Below are 16554 nucleotides of genomic sequence, written 5' to 3'. Positions count from 1 at the left end.
GTCCTTCAAAGCGTCTAGGGCGTCGCCGATCTTCTTCACCTTGACCAGGGTGAGGCCGCCCGGGGTGTCCTTGGCGGCGGAGGCGCAGTTGTCAGCGGGGGTCAGGAAGTACTGGGCGCCCTTGTCGCGCGCGCCGACCGTCTTCATCTCGATGCCGCCGATGGGGCCGACCGTGCCGTCGTCGTCGATGGTGCCGGTGCCCGCGATGAACTTGCCGCCGGTGAGGCTGCCCGGGGTGAGCTTGTCGTAGATGCCGAGCGAGAACATCAGGCCCGCGCTGGGACCGCCCACGTCGGCGAGCTTGATGTCGACGGTGAACGGGAAGGTGTGGTCGGTCCCGGCGGAGATCCCGACGATGGCGCGCCGGGCGCCCTTGCCGGCTGGGCTCCCGGAGGAGCCCGTGGTGGTGATCGTCACGTCCCGCGTCCTCGTCGCCGTCCGGTGCGCCTTCTCGGCGGCCGCCTGCTCCTTGGCGGGGACGACGGTGAAGACGACCTTCTGGCCCGGCTCGTGCCTGGTCACCAGCTTGGCGACGTCCGCGGGCTGCTTGACCGGCGTGCCGTCGACGGCCTTGATCACGTCACCGGCGTGCAGCGTGCCCTCGGCCGGGGAGTCCTTGATCACCGTGGAGACGATCACCCAGGACGTCACCGGGATGTGCAGCTGCTCCAGGGCGGCGACCTTGGCGCTCTCCTGGGACTGGCTGAACTCCTCGGCGTTCTCCTGGGTGGACTGCTCCTCGGTCTTGCCGTCCGGGTAGAGCGTGTCGTGCGGGACGACCTTGGTGTCGTGGGCCAGCCAGCCGTAGACCGCCTCGACCAGGTTCATCCGGAAGTCGGCGCTGGTCACCCGGACGGTGGTCATGTTCAGATGACCGTCGGCCGGATAGGTGCGGTGGCCCGAGACCTGGAGCACCGGTTCGCCGTCGTGGTCCCCGAGCGTGTTCACGGTCGGCCCCGGCGACATCTCCGCGTACGGCACGGGGATGAGCACTCCCGCGCAGAGCAGCGCGATCAGCATCAGGGTGGACGCGAGCATCGTCGCGGTACGGCGTGGCATGGCACGACAGTACGGGACACGTGTGTCAGCGCCCCGTCAGGGCACCCCTGTCAGGCGCCGGGAGCCCCTGTGTGGGACTTCTCCATGGCCTCGCGGAACCGCGCGTAGCCGTCGAGTTCGGGTCCGTCCCCGCGGGTTCTGCGGGTCCGGTTGGCCCAGCTTCCCCACAGACCGGCCGCGACCGCGGCGATCAGCGGAATCAGCAACCAGGCGAGCACCGCCATGCCGGCCTCCCAACCCCATGAGCATCCGCGAACTGAGTGATCAGCAGATTAACCATTCGCAGGATCAACGCTCACGCGCGGGGTGCGGTTACGCAACCGGAGCACCCGATGGGCCGAACGTCACCGGCCCGCCCGGGTCAGCAGGCGCCGACCCATTCCTCGGTGCCGTCCGAGAACCGCTGGTGCTTCCAGACCGGCACCTCGTGCTTGATGTCGTCGATGAGCTTCCGGCAGGCCGCGAACGCCTCGGCCCGGTGCGGGCACGACACGCCGACGACGACGGCCAGGTCACCGACGGCCAGCTCACCCACCCGGTGGACGGCCGCCAGGGCCCGCACCGGGTACTCCGCGACGACCTTCTCCGCGACGCGCCGCAGCTCGTCGGCGGCGGTGGGGTGGCAGGAGTAGCCGAGGGCGTCGACCTCCGCGCCCCCGTCGTGGTCGCGCACGGTGCCCACGAACAGGGAGATGCCACCCGCCGCCGCGTCCCCGAGGGCGGCGAACACCTCGTCCACCGAGAGCGGCGTGTCCCGGATGCCGATCAGCCTGATGGGGCTGGGGGCCGCCTGCTCACTGGGGTGTTCGTTCGCGAGTGCCATGTCTCCATGGTGCCGCACGCCGCACGGCGCCATGTCCGCGTGGTGCCGCGTGCCTCGCGGCGCCATGTCTCCGTGGTGCCCGTGCCGCGTGCCGCGCGGGAGGCGGGGCGTGAGGTCCGGCCGGGTGGGGGCGGCCCGTCGGCGCTCAGACCCGGCGCCGTGCCTTGCGGGCCCGGCGTACCACCGCCGCCGCGCCCAGCAGGGCCACGGTCGCGCCCGCCGCGCCCGCCGCCGTGGCGTCCTTGCGGCCGAGCCTGCGTCCGGCGACCGTGTGCCGTCCGGCGACCTCCTCCAGCAGCTCCGCGAGCACTTCCTCGTTGGTGCGGCTCGGCCGCCATCCGGCCGAGTGCAGCCTGCTCCCGCTGACCACCCACGGGTGCATGGTGTACGCCAGGTCGCCCGCCGGGGACGGGGTGAGCCCGATCCGGTGCAGCCGGGCGGCGGCGCCGAGGGCCACCACGGAGGGCAGCTCCATGCGCCGGATGCCGCTCAGCTCCTCGACCTCCTCCTGTTCCAGCCAGCCGTCGCAGCCGACGGCCAGTTCCCCGTCGACCTTCTCCAGCACGGCGTACTCCAGCGCCGAGCACAGGTCGTCGACGTGGCAGAACTGCCAGGCGGGCCGCGAGTCGGCGACCACGAGCAGCCGGGGCGACTCGAAGTACCGGGTCAGCGCGGTGTCCGTGCCGCCGACCAGCAGCGCGGGGCGCACCACGGTGACGTTCAGGCCGGGGTGCGCGCGGGGCGCGCGGCGGGCCAGGCGTTCGATCTCCAGCAGGTCCGCGACCCCGGTGGCGTCGGCGGTCGCGCGCAGCTCGGCGTCCTCCGACAGCGGCAGCTCGTTGTCCGGGAGCGCCCCGTAGACCATGGCGGACGTGCACAGCACCACCCGGTGCACCCCGGCGGCGGCCGCGGCGGTCAGTACGGTCTGGGTGCCGCGCACGTTGTAGGCGGTTCGGGCGGCCGCGTCGCTGCCCAGGTCCAGGTCGAGCGCCAGGTGGACGACGACGTCGGCGCCGCGCAGCTTCTCCGCGATGGCCGGGTCCCGCACGTCGAGGATGTGCCATGCGGCCTCGGCGCACTCCCCGCGCCGCTCGTCGATGGCCACCACCTGCCGGATCTCCTCGGACGCCGCGAGCCGCTCGGTGAGCAGTGCGCCGATCCCGGCGGCGGCGCCGGTGACCGCGACGACGGGCCCGCGTACGGCGGACGAGGGCGATGCGGGCGGAGATGAGGGGTTTCGCGCTGCGCGAACCTGCGGATCTGGGGAACTCACCGGGCGTCTCCAGCGGTTGTCTTCAGTACGAGCGCGGACGACGCGCCCGTACCAGGTGCATCCATCCTGCCGCAGCCCGGCTGTGGGCGAAGCACCGAGGCCCTATCCGGTCCGGGTGTCTACGCTGGGTGGTGAAGTCGGGCAGCCGCGCCGCCGGAGAGAACCGGTGGCCTTACCAGCCGAGGAACCCCGTGAGTGACACCCCATTCGGATTCGGCCTTCCGCCGGAGGAGCCGGACGACGGCGACGAAGGCAAGAAGAAGGACCAGCAGAGCGGTGGTGGGCAGGGACCGGCCAACCCGTTCGGGTTCGGCGGCCTGCCGGGAGCCGGTGGCTTCGGTGCCCCCGGCGCCGACAATCCGCTCGCCGCGATGTTCGGCTCACTGAACCCGGGAGACCTGGGCGCCGCGTTCCAGCAGCTGGGCCAGATGCTCTCCTATGAGGGCGGCCCGGTGAACTGGGACATGGCCAAGCAGATCGCCCGCCAGACGGTCGCACAGGGCACCTCGGACGGTGTCAAGGACGCGAGCGTCGGCCCCTCCGAGCACTCCGCCGCCCAGGAGGCCGTGCGCCTGGCCGACCTGTGGCTGGACGACGCGACCTCGCTGCCCTCCGGTGCGAACACCGCCGTGGCGTGGTCGCGCGCGGAGTGGGTCGAGGCGACGCTCCCGGCCTGGAAGGAACTGGTCGACCCGGTCGCCGAGCGGGTCGGCGCGGCCATGGGCGATGTCCTGCCGGAGGAGATGCAGGCCATGGCGGGCCCGCTGATCGGCATGATGCGCTCCATGGGCGGCGCCATGTTCGGCACCCAGATCGGGCAGGCCGTCGGCGTGCTCGCGGGCGAGGTCGTCGGCTCCACCGACATCGGGCTGCCGCTGGGCCCGGCGGGCAGGGCCGCGCTGCTCCCGGTCAACATGGACGCCTTGGGCAAGGACCTGGGTGTCCCCATGGAGGAGGTGCGGCTCTACCTCGCCCTGCGCGAGGCGGCCCACCAGCGCCTCTTCGCCCATGTGCCGTGGCTGCGCTCGCACCTGTTCGGCGCGGTCGAGGGGTACGCGCGCGGCATCAAGGTCGACACCGCCAAGCTGGAGGACGTGGTCGGCCAGTTCGACCCGCAGAACCCCGAGCAGCTTCAGGACGCGTTGCAGCAAGGCATGTTCCAGCCCGAGGACACGCCCGAGCAGAAGGCGGCGCTGGCCCGGCTGGAGACGGCGCTCGCGCTGGTCGAGGGCTGGGTGGACGCGGTGGTCCACGCGGCCGCGAAGCCGCGCCTGTCCTCCGCCGACGCGCTGCGCGAGACGCTGCGCCGCCGTCGCGCCAGCGGCGGTCCGGCGGAGCAGACCTTCGCCACCCTGATCGGTCTGGAGCTGCGCCCGCGCCGGCTGCGGGACGCCTCCCGCCTGTGGGCCTCGCTCGCGGACGCGCGCGGGGTCGACGGCCGGGACGCCCTGTGGCACCACCCCGACATGCTGCCGACGGCCACCGACCTGGACGACCCGGACGGCTTCGTCCACCGCGAGCAGCTGGACTTCTCCGAGCTGGACAAGATGCTCGGCGAGGCGGCGGGCGGCGGCGAGCGGAAGCCCGACCTGAGGAAGGACGAGAAGGCCGAGAAGGACGAGGGGGGCGAGGGGGCTGAGGGGGCCGAGAGGGACGAGGCCGACGGCAGGGGCGAGAGCAAGGGCGATCAGACCGAGTGAGCCTGCATGACGACGCGGTCCTCGTACTCAAGGGCTACGAGGACCATTCCGGGCTGCGCGACGCCTATCTGACCCACCTGGCCACCCAGCCGGACGGCATGTGGAAGTCCTGCCACGCGGGGCACCTCACGGCCAGCGCCCTGGTGATCGACCCCGAGCGCGACCGCGTCCTGCTCACCCTGCACAGGAAGCTGCGCATGTGGCTCCAGATGGGCGGCCACTGCGAGCCGGGCGACAGCTCCGTGGCGGACGCGGCCCTGCGCGAGGCGACGGAGGAGTCCGGCATCCTGGGTCTGACCCTGCTGCCCGGCGGCCCGGTCCGCCTGGACCGGCACCCGATCCCGGCACCGTGCCGCTGGCACTACGACGTGCAGTACGCGGTCCTGGCCCCGCACGGCGCCGAGCACGCGATCAGCGACGAGTCGCTGGATCTGCGCTGGTTCGGCTACGACGAGGTGGCGGACGTGGCGGACGACTCGGTAGTACGGCTGCTGGAGGCCACCCTCGCCCGGCTGTGACCGGAGTCGTGTGAGGGGCGCCCGCCACGGTGGGCGCCCCCTCCGTGCGTGCCGGCACGTCCGCCGCGCATGGTCAGCTCCAGACGTTGCCCTGGTTCTGCCCCCGCGCCCCCTGCTGTCCCATGCCGAACTGGGCCGCGACACCGTCGCCTGTCTGCGCGTGCTGCGGCGGCAGCAGCTCGCTGGGCTGCACCAGGGCGAAGCCGGAGCCCATGAAGCTCAGCTCCCAGCCCTCACCGGTGCTGCCGCGCCGCCGCCACACCCCGGAGGAGTGGGTCTGGGCCTGCAACTGCACCCGCAGGGAGGTGGACCAGGCGACGATGGCGTCCGCGTCGCAGTTGACATAGCGGTCCGGTGTGACCTGCATGAGCAGCGGCGCCCCGGAGGTCATCAGGGCGACCTTGCCGCGTCCGGTGATGTTGAGCTGGTACTTCCCGGAGCCGGAGATGCCGTAGAGGCTGTCCACGGCGATGACCTCGTGGTGCAGCGAGGAGTCCATGGCGAGGACGTAGGAGCTGTCGACGGTCAGGCCGTCCTGCTCGATGTCCAGGATGTGGACGTGCTGGGCGAGGTTGGCGAGGTAGACGGTGCCCTGGCCGTGACAGCGCATCAGGTCCAGGCCCTCACCGGTGTGGGCCGTCGCCCGGCGCTGGCCCTGGCTCCGGTACTCGGCGTCGAACTCGACCAGGCCCTGGTAGGCGACCATGCTGCCCTTACGGGCCAGCAGGTCGTCGTGGCCCTCCAGGGTGACGCGGAGCAACTGCGCGTTCTGCAGGCTCCAGCGCTCCTGGGTCTGGAGGTCGTTGTGCGCGAAAAGCGGACTCTGCATGGTGTGTGCTCCCCCTCAGCCCCGGAACCGCAGGCGGTCGGTGCTGTCCTCGCTGGGCTGGACGACCACGATGCCCTGCCCGGAGAACGCCATCTGGTATGCCTCGCCGCTGCCCCGGCCGATGAGCGACTGCGCCTTGAAGCTGCGCTTGCCCTTCACCTTGAGGTTCGGGGACCACGCCACCAGGGCGTCGGGGTCGACATAGGTCTCGTCCTCGCCGCCGCCGCAGTCAACGACGATCGGGGTGCCGCGCGAGGTCAGCGCGACCCAGCCCTGCCCGGAGATCCGGGTGTTCCACAGGCCCTGCCCGGTGAACTTGGCGAGTCCCTTGACCCGCTCCACGCTCCAGGTCAGCTGGGCGTCGAAGGCGAGCAGGTTGGTGGCGTTGACGGAGATGCCGTCGCCGTCGAGGTTGACCACTACCACGTCGGCGCCGTAGTCGGCGAGGTAGAGCAGGCCGTCGCCGGAGCACTTCATCAGCGGGGCGCCCTCGCCGGTCATCCAGTCACGGGCGATCTGGCGGACGGCGGGCGGGTTGGGCTCGTACTGGATGAAGCCCTCGTAGGCGATCATCGAGCCCACGCGCGCGAGGAGGTCATTGCCGGTCTGCATGGCGACCTTCAGCATGTGACTGCCGTGGTTCTCCATGCGGGCGGTGACGGGTGCGGGGGCGAAGCCCGCGAGCGGCTGGTTCATGACGGGCTCCCTCAGACCTCGTACGGCTGGACGACGATGAAGTTGCCGGGCGCGCCCCGGAACTGGAGGTTCACGCTCTCCCCGGTGTCGCCCGCGTAGGCGTTGCGGCGCATCCGGACCTGGCTGGAGACGATCACCTGTGCGCCGGCGGACCAAGCGACGACCGCGTGGCAGTCGGCGAAGGTCGTGGGCGTGACCGGCAGCACCACGGGTGCGCCGTGGGTCTTGACGACGAGCGTGCCGGTGCCCTGGAACTGCATGGTGAACAGCGCGCCGCCGGGGATGCCGTGGCCCTCGATCCGGCGGACCTCGTACTGGAGGCTCTCGTCGAAGGCGAGGACGTTCTCGGCGGAGACGCAGATCGCGTCGCCCTGGAGCTCGATCGGGTGGAGGTGGGTGGAGTTGTCGGCGAGGAACACCTGTCCCTGGCCGGTGCAGCGCATCAACTGCATCTCCTGGCCGGTGGCGTTGCCCACCAGCCGTCCGGCGAATCCGGCGCCCTTGTAGTTGAAGTCGACCTTGCCCTGGTAGAGCACCATGCTGCCCTGCCGGGCCAGCACCGGCCGGCCGTCGGCGCCGAGATCGACGCGGACCAGTTTGTGGTTCTGCTGGGTCCAGCGCTGTCCGGTGGGCGCCTCCTTGAACTTCCGCAGCGCGGGGCCCACTCCGGCCGCTCCCTGAGGCATGCCCTGCGGGACACCGTAGGAGGGGGTGCCCTGGCCGTAGCCGGGGGGCGTGGGGGCGGCCGGTTGTCCGCCGTGAGGGGGCGGGGAGTTGTAGCCGGGGGGTGCGGGGGCGGCCGATGGCTGACCGTAGCCGTGGGGCGTCGGCGGGGCCGGGGGCCGGCCGTAGCCCGGTGGCGGGGGTGCGCTCGGTGGGGCGGGCGGGGTCGATGGGGCAGACGGGGTCGGCTGCCGACCGTAGGCGGCGGGTGCCGGGCCGGGCGGCGGGACGGTGCCGGAGGGCGGGGTCAGGGGTTCGACCAGGGTAGGAGCCGCGTGCACGTCGGGCCGGGACGCCGGAGGCGGGGTGAACGACTGGGCCGCGGGGGGCGTGGCCGGTCCTGCGGGTACGGCGAAGGCGGGCGGCGCGAAGCCGGGGGCGGCAAGGCTCGCGGGCTCCGGCTGGACCGGCGCGGCCGCCTCCTCCTCGGCGACCTCGCCGCCGAAGTTCTTCAGCAGCGCCTCCAGACCGCCGTCGAAGCCCTGTCCGACCGCGGCGAACCGCCAGACGTCCTTGAGGTAGAGGTCGCCGAGCATGACGGCGCGCTCGGTGGAGAACTCGGCGCCGGTGAAGGAGTACCGCGCGACCTCCTCACCCCCCGCCACGATGCGCAGACAGCCGGGCGCGATCCGGGACATCTGCCCGTCGCCGTCGATGGTCGCGGTGAACGACAGCTTCCGGATGCCGGCCGGAATCCGGTCCAGTGTGATCCGGAACGACTCGGTGTCGCCCGCCTGGGCACCCAGCAGCTGGATGGACTCCTCGGGGGACTTCGGCTGGTTGAAGAAGACGAAGTAACGGTCGTCGGACAGGCGTTCGTCGGCGTCGAGGCCGAAGCAGCTGATGTCGAAGGTCAGTCCGGGGGCGGAGATCTGCACACCCACGTACAGATCCGTACCCGCGGTGAGGTCACTGATCCGGGCCTTGTGGCCGCGTTGGAATTCCCTGGACATGCGTTACGTCCGTCCCCCGTCCCGAAAGCAGTTACGTCGCGTCAGGCTAACCGCAAATGCCCACATCGGCCTGAGCCGGTACACACCCGGTACAGAACCGCGTTCTCCCACGCTCACACCTCCTCGTCGTCCGATGCTTCCGGCGCCATGTCCGGCAGCCCCGCCGTGGCGGCCACGCCCTCCAGATAGCCGCGGGCCCGCTCGGTACGCGGGTACGACTCCAACAGCCGCCAGAAGTCCGGGCCGTGACCCGGCACCAGCAGATGCGCCAGCTCGTGGCAGAGCACGTAGTCGATGACGTACTCGGGCATCCCGCGCAGCCGGTGCGAGAGCCGGATGGTGCCCTCCGCCGGGGTGCACGAGCCCCAGCGGGTGTTCTGGTTGGTCACCCAGCGCACCGAACCGGGCCGCGCCCGCCCCTCGAAGTACCGCTCCGACAGCCGCCCGGCTCGCTCGGTCAGTTCGGCGTCACCGCCGGGCACGGTCCGCCTGGCCTCCTTGGCGGCTAGCCGGTCGAGCATGGCGGTGACCCAGCGCCGCTCCTCCGCCTTCGACATCCGGGCAGGGATCAGCACGATGGTGCGGTCCCCCTCGCGGTACGCGGAGACGGTCCGGCGACGCCGGTCGCTCCGCCGGACCTCGACGGGACCGTGCTCGGCGCGCGACTGCCGGGCGGTGGGTTCTGCGGGATCAGTGGGATCGGTGGGTTCGGTGGGTTCGGTGGGTTCGGTGGGTCCGGTGGGATCGGTGGGTTCGCTGGGCACGTCTCGAAGGTACCCGTCGGCGCCGACAGCGGTCCGGGCCTGTGGACAGCCGAATTCCCCGCAGCCTGCTTGTACGACGATCACCCCGTGCCTGTGGACAACTCTCGGCACACATTCCGGAACCCGGTCATGCTGGCAGTCGTCGGAGCGAGCGGGACCGGCTCGGCCGACGTACGGAAGGCGCAACGACGCACGCCCGGCCCGGGTGTGCGCGACACATGGGACACGGGGGCCCGTCATGCATCCGATGGTGAAACCGGCGCTGCGCCGCGGCTGGCGCGATCTCGGCACCGTGCAGTTCGGGATGACTCCCGCGCACGCGATCACTCTGGGTCCGGTGGACCTGGCCACGGGCAGCTTCCTGGAGCTGCTCGACGGCACTCGTGACGTGGCATTGCTGCGGGAGGAAGCCCGGCGGATGGACCTGCCCGAAGGCCATGCCGACCGGCTGGTCGGCCGACTGGGCCGGGCGGGCCTGCTCGACGACACCCGGGACTGCTCGCCCGCCGCGACCGCCCTCCGGGAGAGAGGAGGGGAGGCGCTGGAGCGGCTGCGCCCGGATCTCGCCTCGCTGTCGCTGACCACGGCGGAGCCGGGCGGCGGGCTCTGCCGCCTCGCCGCCCGGCGCGCCCTGCGGGTACGGGTGCTGGGTGCGGGCCGGGTGGGTTCGGTGCTGGCGGCGCTGCTGTCCGGAGCGGGCGTCGGGGAGGTGGATGTCCGTGACGCGGGCCGGGTGCAGCCGTGGGATGTGGCGCCGGGCGGGCTGCCGGCGGAGGCGGTGGGCGAGCGGCGGGACGAGGCGGCACGGGCGGCGGTGCGCCGTGCGGCCCCGGACCGTCCACCGCGTCGCACCCGCCTCGGCAGGCTCTCCGGTCCCGGCCCCGACGACGAGCCGGGGCTGTCGCTGGTGGTCCTCGCCCCGCGTGACGAGGTCGCCGTGCACGCACCGGACCCGTTCCTCGCCGAGCCGCTCATGATCTCCGGGACTCCGCATCTCTACGCGGGCGTGGTGGAGGGCACCGGTGTCGTCGGTCCGCTGGTGCTGCCCGGCCGGACGGGCTGCGCGGGCTGTCTCCAGCAGCACCGCACCGACCAGGACCCGGCCTGGCCCAGGCTGATCACGCAGTGGCGTTCGGGGCGGGCGCGCCGGGTGGGCGCCTGTGATCTGACCCTGGCCACGACGGTCGCGGGACTCGCCGCAGCCCACGCCCTGAGCTTCCTCGACGGGGCGGGTCCAGCCGCCGTCGGCACCCGCTGGGAGGCAGCTCTACCAGCTCTGACCTGGGACGCTCACCCTGTCGCCCCGCATCCGGCATGCGGCTGCGGGGCGAAGGAGAGGAGGAGAGGGAGCACCTCGGCACGGACCGGGGAGAAAGCCGAGGGGGAGCACTCCTCAACGCGAGGCCGGCCGCGCGCGACAATGGCGGTGCAACGGCCGTCGGCCGAGCGGCGACGCGAGACCGGCGCGGCGCGGCCGACAGGGACTTGGAGGGCGCATGTCTGATCTTCCCCGGAAGGCGGTCACCCGGACCGCGAAGCTCGCCGCGCTCCCGCTCGGCTTCGCCGGCCGGGCCACTTGGGGCCTGGGCAAGCGGATCGTGGGCGAGTCCGCGGAGCTCGTCGGCCGGGAGCTCCAGCAGCGTACGGCCGAGCAGCTCTTCAAGGTCCTCGGTGAGCTGAAGGGGGGTGCGATGAAGTTCGGGCAGGCGCTGTCCGTCTTCGAGTCCGCGCTGCCCGAGGAGGTGGCCGGGCCCTACCGCGCCGCACTGACCAAGCTCCAGGAAGCGGCACCCCCGATGCCCACCCGCACGGTGCACGCCGTGCTGGAGGAACGGGTGGGCGCGGACTGGCGGGAGCTGTTCCTGGAGTTCGACGACAAGCCCGCCGCGGCGGCCTCGATCGGGCAGGTACACCGGGCGGTCTGGCACGACGGCCGGGAAGTGGCGGTCAAGGTCCAGTATCCGGGCGCCGGTGAAGCACTGTTGTCGGACCTGAACCAGCTGAGCCGCTTCGTCCGGCTGTTGGGCCCGCTGATCCCCGGAATGGATGTCAAGCCGCTGATCGCGGAGCTGAAGGACCGGGTCTCCGAGGAGCTGGACTACGAGCTGGAGGCGCAGGCGCAGGCCGCGCACGCGGCGGAGTTCGCGGAAGACCCGGATGTGCGGGTCCCGGCGGTGGTGCACCAGTCCGACCAGGTGCTGGTGACCGAGTGGATGGACGGCATCCCACTGTCGGAGATCATCTCCGGCGGCACCGAGGAGCAGCGAGACCGGGCCGGTCAGCTGCTGGCGCGCTTCCTGTTCTCCGGCCCTGCCCGCACCGGCCTGCTGCACGCCGATCCGCACCCGGGCAATTTCCGGCTGCTGCCGGAGGGACCGGACGGCGAGGACGGCTGGCGGCTCGGTGTGCTGGACTTCGGAACGGTCGACCGGCTCCCCGGCGGTCTGCCGTCGACCATCGGGGTGGCGCTGTCCATGACGCTGGGAGGCGACGCCGAGCCGGTCTACGAGATGCTGTGCGAGGAAGGGTTCATCAAGGAGTCCATGGACCTGGACCCCGACGCGGTCCTCGACTATCTGCTGCCGATCATCGAGCCGGCGCAGGTGGACACCTTCACCTTCACCCGCTCGTGGATGCGCGGTCAGGCGGCCCGGGTCGCCGACCCCCGCTCCCCCGCGTACCAGCTCGGCAAGCAGCTGAATCTGCCCCCGTCCTATCTGCTGATCCACCGGGTGACGCTGAGCACCATCGGTGTGCTGTGCCAGCTCGGCGCGACGGTGCGGCTCAGGGAGGAGCTGGAGCAGTGGCTGCCGGGCTTCGCTCCGGAGTCGGGTCCTGCGGACGCCGGTCTCCCGGAGACGGAGCTGCCGGAGGACCTGCCGGAAGACCTGCCGGAGGACCCGCCGGAGGCGGGCGAGGAGGCGGCGGAGTCCGACAGGGAGGGACTGCCGGAGGCACCCGCGGCGCAGGCATAGGTCAGGCGCAGGCGAGGGTCCGGCGCGGACGTAGGTCCGATGACGCGGACATGCCTCGGGGGCCGGTCCGTTCGGCCGGACCGGCCCCCGAGGGAAGGCTTCGCCTCCCGGGACCGGGAGGCCACCGCTTCGGGTGGGTGCGCTCAGCGTGCCGCGAGAGCAGTGCCTACTGCATGACGGCGGCGGCGAGCGCGCGGCGGGCACGCAGGGAGGCGCGCTCCGCACGGCGCTGCATCCGCCGGGCGGTGACCAGGCTCATGGCCAGGCGCTCCCGCTGGGCGTCATGCCGGAGCTCGTGCATATGCGCACGGGCCAGGGCTTCTGGGATGAGTTGCATTTCACGGGTCCTGTTCGTCTGGCGCGAGGCTGTCACGCCTCGGGTGTCGAGGTCTGGGGTCGCCGAGCCGGTGGGCTCGCTGGTGGACGGCTTCATAGGGGCCTGCTTCTTGGGGTCGTGCGTGAGGGGACGGTCGATCGTTCCGGCGGTGTTCATGCCTGCGAGCTTCATGCTGTGACCGGGTTCTTGCGCGGGCGGCCGCGGGGCCGCTTCCGGGCGACGACAACACCCTGGACGAACAGCTCCCCGCCCCAGACGCCCCACGGCTCGCGCCGCTCCCTGGCACCGGCGAGGCATGCCTCGACCAGCGGGCAGGTGCGGCAGAGCGACTTGGCGTACTCGACATCGGCCGGCGACTCGGCGAAGAAGACCTCCGGGTCGTAGGAACGGCAGGGGACGGGCACGCCGAGGTTCTCGATGGCGTCGTCGAGCGCGGTGAGCGCGGTGAGGGGGAGCAAGGCGGGGTCCTCCGTGGAGCCGAGCTGAGTGATCGCTTGTGAAGGCGGTACTGACGGGGCGTGCGCTTCGAGTTGCACGGGGTGTTGTCCTCGTCTGGTCGTTTCCGGCCGGTGGACCGGGTGTCGGCTGGGTACCGGGTTCTCTTGTCGTCCCGAGGCGCCTTCGGCTCGTCCTCCCCGTTTTGGGGAAAACAGAAGGGCCGCGGTTCCCGAGTGGGGTTCCGCGGCCCTGAAGGCGCCTGCCTGATCGACGATCAGGCTGGATCACTCCAGGGTTCTGGCCCACGGAAGGCCCACATCTGGGGGTACTGCGTCGTCTGCTTCCGGAATCCGGCACCGGCCGCCGCGAAGGCATAGGCGCCCTGCGCCTGTGCCTCTACCGCTGCCAGTGCCTTGGTCGGTCGCTCATTGCGCTCGCGGACGGGAAGATCCGCGGAGAGCAGGGAGGACGCCGGACGGCCGACATGAATGCCGGACAGACCGGTGGCCTGGAAGGGCGCGCCGAGCATGCACAGGGAGACGGCCGGACGATCGGTCAGTTTGACCGGGCTGCTGATGCTGGTCTCGATGCTGATCACTGGGCTCGCCTCCTCTCGGCGTCTTGGGGACCGGTTCGAATCGGTCTTCGGAAATGAAGTACAGCACGGAGTCACAGCCTTCGAGAAGGCCGCCGTTTCCGTGCTTAGAACCTATGGGGATTCCTGGCGCGGGCGCAAACTATTTTTCCGACGAGTTCCGATCAGTCGTCGACATGGCGTCGAGGGGGTCCGAGCCGGCCTCTTGGCCTGCGCAGATGGCCAGTACGTCGGTGCCGTAGCGGCGCAGCTTGCGGTCCAGGACGCCGGGGATGCGGGAGAGTTCGGCGGCGCAGTCGGGGCGGGTCTCGGCGATGGCCATCAGGGTGCGGTCGGTGAAGACGCAGAAGTCCGGCTGGCCGCTCCGGCCCGCCTCCGCCGCCCGCCACCCCCGCAGCCGCTCGTACAGTCCCTCGTCCATGTCGGAGGGACAGTCCTCACAGCGCATCAGCTTCATCTCGCCGGCGTCGGTGAGGGTGCGGCCGCAGACCCGGCAGCGGGCCGGGATGCGCTGGGCGCGCCGGGGGGCCGCCGGCAGGCCGCCGAGGGTGCCGCGTTCGACGCCACCGGTGCCGGTCGCGGCCCGCCCCACGGTGGCGGTGGAGCCGGGGCGCAGTCCGTCGAGGAAACGGCTCGGCCTGCGACCCGCGCGGCCGCCTGGCGAGCGGGCGAGCGACCAGGACACGTGGAGGCGTTCCCGCGCGCGGGTGACGCCGACGTAGAGGAGGCGGCGTTCCTCCTCGATCTGTTCGTCGGTCCTGGCGTAGGTGATCGGCAGCATGCCCTCGGCGACGCCGACCAGGAAGACGGCGTCCCACTCCAGGCCCTTGGCGGCGTGCAGGGAGGCGAGGGTGACGCCCTGGACGGTCGGGGCGTGCTGGGCACTTGCCCGCTCGTCCAGTTCCGCGACCAGGTCGCTCAGGGTGGCCCGGGGGTGGGCGGCGGCGAAGTCGTGGGCGAGGGCGACCAGGGCGGCCAGTGACTCCCAGCGCTCGCGGGCGGCGCCGGAGCCGGCCGGGGGCTGGCTGCTCCAGCCTTCGCCGGAGAGCACGGCGCGCACCTGGGAGGGCAGGTCGACCGCCTCGTCCAGCAGGGAGTCGTTGCCGCCGAAGCGGGCGGCGGCGCGCAGGGCGACGCCGGCCTTGCGCACCTCGGGCCGGTCGAAGAAGCGCTCGGCGCCGCGCAGCTGGTAGGGGACGCCGGCGTCGGCGAGGGCCTGTTCGTAGGTCTCGGACTGGGAGTTGGTGCGGAACAGGATGGCGATCTCGGCGGCCGGGGTCCCGGCGGCGATCAGCTCGCGGATGCGGCGGGCGGCGCCCTCGGCCTCGGCGGGTTCGTCGGTGTACTCGGTGTGGACGGGTTCGGGGCCGGGGGTGCGCTGGGAGATCAGTTCCAGCCGGTGGTCGGCGGCGCGGCCGTGGGCCTGGGCGAGCAGACCGTTGGCGAGGCGGACGACCTGGGGGGTGGAGCGGTAGTCGCGGACCAGTTTGACGACGGTGGCGCCGGGATGGCGGAGACGGAAGTCGAGGAGGTGGTCGGGGGTTGCTCCCGTGAACGAGTAGATGGTCTGGCTGGCGTCACCGACGACGCACAGGCTGTCGCGGTCGCCGAGCCAGAGTTCGAGCAGCCGCTGCTGGAGGGGGCTGACGTCCTGGTACTCGTCGACGACGAAGTGCTGGTACTGGGCGCGTACCTGGTCGGCGATGTCGTGCCGGTCCTGGAGGACGGCGACGGTGAGCAGCAGTACGTCCTCGAAGTCGATGACGGCGCGGTCGCGCTTGAGGTTCTCGTAGGCCGCGTACAGGTGGGCGATCTCGGCCGGGTCGCGCGGGGTCTCGCGGCCCGCCTTCACGGCCGCGTACGGATAGTCGGCCGGGACGGTCTGGGTGACCTTGCACCACTCGATCTCGGCGGTGGCGTCCCGCAGCTCGCCCCGGTCCAGGCGGAGCCCGCAGGCGGCGGCCGCGTCGGCGACCAGCTGGATCTTGCGGTCGACCAGCCGGGGCATGCCGCCGCCGATGGCTTTCGGCCAGAAGTACTGGAGCTGGCGGAGCGCGGCGGAGTGGAAGGTGCGGGCCTGCACGCCCTGGGCACCGAGCTGGCGGAGCCGGCCGCGCATCTCGCCCGCGGCGCGGTTGGTGAAGGTGACGGCGAGCACGCTGGAGGGCGTCAGGAGGCCCGAGCGCACCCCGTACGCGATGCGGTGGGTGATCGCGCGGGTCTTGCCCGTGCCCGCTCCGGCCAGGACGCACACCGGCCCGTGCAGGGCGGTGGCGACCTCGCGCTGCTCGGGGTCGAGCCCTTCGAGCACCGCGTCGGCCGAGTCCGGGGTCCGGGGGAAGAGAGGGGAGGGCGTTGCTGCTGTCACACGGCCATGCTGCCAGGTCGTCCGGGACAGCCGCGTCGGTTGTCCACAGGCGGGACCCGATAGTCGTTCTAATGCGGCGGGTGTCACAGCGTCCGCCGCGGCGGAGTTCGCACCCGTGGAATCTCTCCGGAATTCCGTGGGAATTCATGCCCGGTCCCGCACGTTGCCCCAGTGCACGACGTACCCCCGCCGCCTGAGGAGCGCGAGACATGCAGGGCACTGTGACGATGTACAGCACGACTTGGTGTGGCTACTGCCGCCGGCTGAAGGGTCAGCTGGACCGGGAGGGCATCCCCTTCACCGAGATCAACATCGAGCACGACCCGGAGTCCGCCACGTTCGTGGAGAAGGCGAACGACGGCAACCAGACGGTTCCGACCGTGCGTGTCGTGCCCGTCGGCGGCGGCTCCGAGGTCGTCATGACCAACCCGAGCCTCGCCCAGGTGAAGCAGGCGCTCGGCGCCTGACCCCGCTGATGTGAGAACCCCGGCCGCCCATGGAGA

The 16554-nt window shown here is 72.0% G+C and carries 17 protein-coding genes; 5 read left to right on the top strand and 12 right to left on the bottom strand.

Features of this window, described 5'->3' with window-relative positions; genetic code table 11:
• The 4 genes from ACFWN1_RS10420 to ACFWN1_RS10405 form a co-directional block, all read right to left on the bottom strand.
• A partial coding sequence (locus tag ACFWN1_RS10420; RefSeq protein WP_384359707.1) for a PDZ domain-containing protein occupies positions 1-1059 on the bottom strand: 1059 nt, incomplete at its 3' end.
• Between the two features lie 50 nt (positions 1060-1109).
• Positions 1110-1283 (bottom strand): hypothetical protein, encoded by a 174-nt coding sequence (locus tag ACFWN1_RS10415; RefSeq protein ID WP_384359706.1) that lies wholly within the window; start codon positions 1281-1283, stop codon positions 1110-1112.
• A gap of 137 nt (positions 1284-1420) precedes the next feature.
• Positions 1421-1882, bottom strand: coding sequence for a molybdenum cofactor biosynthesis protein MoaE (locus ACFWN1_RS10410; protein WP_384359705.1), 462 nt, complete (start codon positions 1880-1882; stop codon positions 1421-1423).
• A gap of 145 nt (positions 1883-2027) precedes the next feature.
• The gene (locus ACFWN1_RS10405) at positions 2028-3155 is read right to left on the bottom strand and encodes an SDR family oxidoreductase (RefSeq protein ID WP_384359704.1); all 1128 of its coding nucleotides are present in this window, start codon (positions 3153-3155) and stop codon (positions 2028-2030) included.
• 191 nt (positions 3156-3346) lie between these two features.
• Here ACFWN1_RS10405 and ACFWN1_RS10400 point away from each other — a divergent pair, with 191 nt between their 5' ends.
• Together ACFWN1_RS10400 and ACFWN1_RS10395 are read left to right on the top strand one after the other, a co-directional pair.
• The gene (locus tag ACFWN1_RS10400; protein WP_384359703.1) at positions 3347-4855 is read left to right on the top strand and encodes a zinc-dependent metalloprotease; all 1509 of its coding nucleotides are present in this window, start codon (positions 3347-3349) and stop codon (positions 4853-4855) included.
• Positions 4852-5373 carry an NUDIX hydrolase gene (locus ACFWN1_RS10395; RefSeq protein ID WP_384359702.1) on the top strand — a complete coding sequence of 174 codons (522 nt, stop codon included), beginning with the start codon at positions 4852-4854 and terminating at the stop codon, positions 5371-5373. Before ACFWN1_RS10400 ends, ACFWN1_RS10395 begins: the two co-directional genes overlap by 4 nt.
• 73 nt (positions 5374-5446) lie before the next feature.
• On the opposite strand, the gene ACFWN1_RS10390 is transcribed toward ACFWN1_RS10395, so the two are convergent.
• From ACFWN1_RS10390 to ACFWN1_RS10375, 4 genes are all read right to left on the bottom strand, one after another.
• On the bottom strand, positions 5447-6202 hold the full coding sequence (locus tag ACFWN1_RS10390; RefSeq protein ID WP_384359701.1) for an AIM24 family protein: 756 nt from the start codon (positions 6200-6202) through the stop codon (positions 5447-5449).
• A 15-nt stretch (positions 6203-6217) separates the two neighbouring features.
• On the bottom strand, positions 6218-6898 hold the full coding sequence (locus tag ACFWN1_RS10385; RefSeq protein WP_384359700.1) for an AIM24 family protein: 681 nt from the start codon (positions 6896-6898) through the stop codon (positions 6218-6220).
• 11 nt (positions 6899-6909) lie between these two features.
• Entirely contained in the window at positions 6910-8574 is a 1665-nt protein-coding gene (locus ACFWN1_RS10380; RefSeq protein WP_384359699.1) for a TerD family protein, read from the bottom strand.
• Positions 8575-8687: 113 nt separating this feature from the next.
• Positions 8688-9338 carry a M48 family metallopeptidase gene (locus ACFWN1_RS10375; RefSeq protein WP_384359698.1) on the bottom strand — a complete coding sequence of 217 codons (651 nt, stop codon included), beginning with the start codon at positions 9336-9338 and terminating at the stop codon, positions 8688-8690.
• 238 nt (positions 9339-9576) lie between these two features.
• Here ACFWN1_RS10375 and ACFWN1_RS10370 point away from each other — a divergent pair, with 238 nt between their 5' ends.
• Entirely contained in the window at positions 9577-10842 is a 1266-nt protein-coding gene (locus ACFWN1_RS10370; RefSeq protein ID WP_384359697.1) for a TOMM precursor leader peptide-binding protein, read from the top strand.
• Entirely contained in the window at positions 10835-12313 is a 1479-nt protein-coding gene (locus tag ACFWN1_RS10365; protein ID WP_384359696.1) for an ABC1 kinase family protein, read from the top strand. Before ACFWN1_RS10370 ends, ACFWN1_RS10365 begins: the two co-directional genes overlap by 8 nt.
• A gap of 166 nt (positions 12314-12479) precedes the next feature.
• Here the strand turns inward: ACFWN1_RS10365 and ACFWN1_RS10360 are convergent, their stop codons facing one another.
• From ACFWN1_RS10360 to ACFWN1_RS10345, 4 genes are all read right to left on the bottom strand, one after another.
• Complete coding sequence (locus ACFWN1_RS10360) at positions 12480-12806, bottom strand: hypothetical protein (RefSeq protein ID WP_384359695.1); 327 nt, start codon at positions 12804-12806, stop codon at positions 12480-12482.
• An 11-nt stretch (positions 12807-12817) separates the two neighbouring features.
• Positions 12818-13186 (bottom strand): WhiB family transcriptional regulator, encoded by a 369-nt coding sequence (locus ACFWN1_RS10355; RefSeq protein ID WP_384359694.1) that lies wholly within the window; start codon positions 13184-13186, stop codon positions 12818-12820.
• 176 nt (positions 13187-13362) lie between these two features.
• Positions 13363-13686: a hypothetical protein gene (locus ACFWN1_RS10350; RefSeq protein ID WP_384359693.1), complete on the bottom strand. Its 324-nt coding sequence runs from the start codon at positions 13684-13686 to the stop codon at positions 13363-13365.
• A gap of 139 nt (positions 13687-13825) precedes the next feature.
• The gene (locus ACFWN1_RS10345; protein ID WP_384359692.1) at positions 13826-16138 is read right to left on the bottom strand and encodes an ATP-dependent DNA helicase UvrD2; all 2313 of its coding nucleotides are present in this window, start codon (positions 16136-16138) and stop codon (positions 13826-13828) included.
• 122 nt (positions 16139-16260) lie between these two features.
• Here ACFWN1_RS10345 and ACFWN1_RS10340 point away from each other — a divergent pair, with 122 nt between their 5' ends.
• A complete protein-coding gene (locus ACFWN1_RS10340; RefSeq protein ID WP_086695487.1) occupies positions 16261-16518 on the top strand; it encodes a mycoredoxin in 258 nt (85 codons plus the stop codon).
• Positions 16519-16554 lie beyond the last annotated feature (36 nt).

Origin of the sequence: Streptomyces sp. NPDC058459 (assembly GCF_042721685.1) — a bacterium.
Classification (GTDB): domain Bacteria; phylum Actinomycetota; class Actinomycetes; order Streptomycetales; family Streptomycetaceae; genus Streptomyces.
Note: the sequence above shows the minus strand (reverse complement) of the source record. Positions and strands in the feature narration are given on the sequence as shown.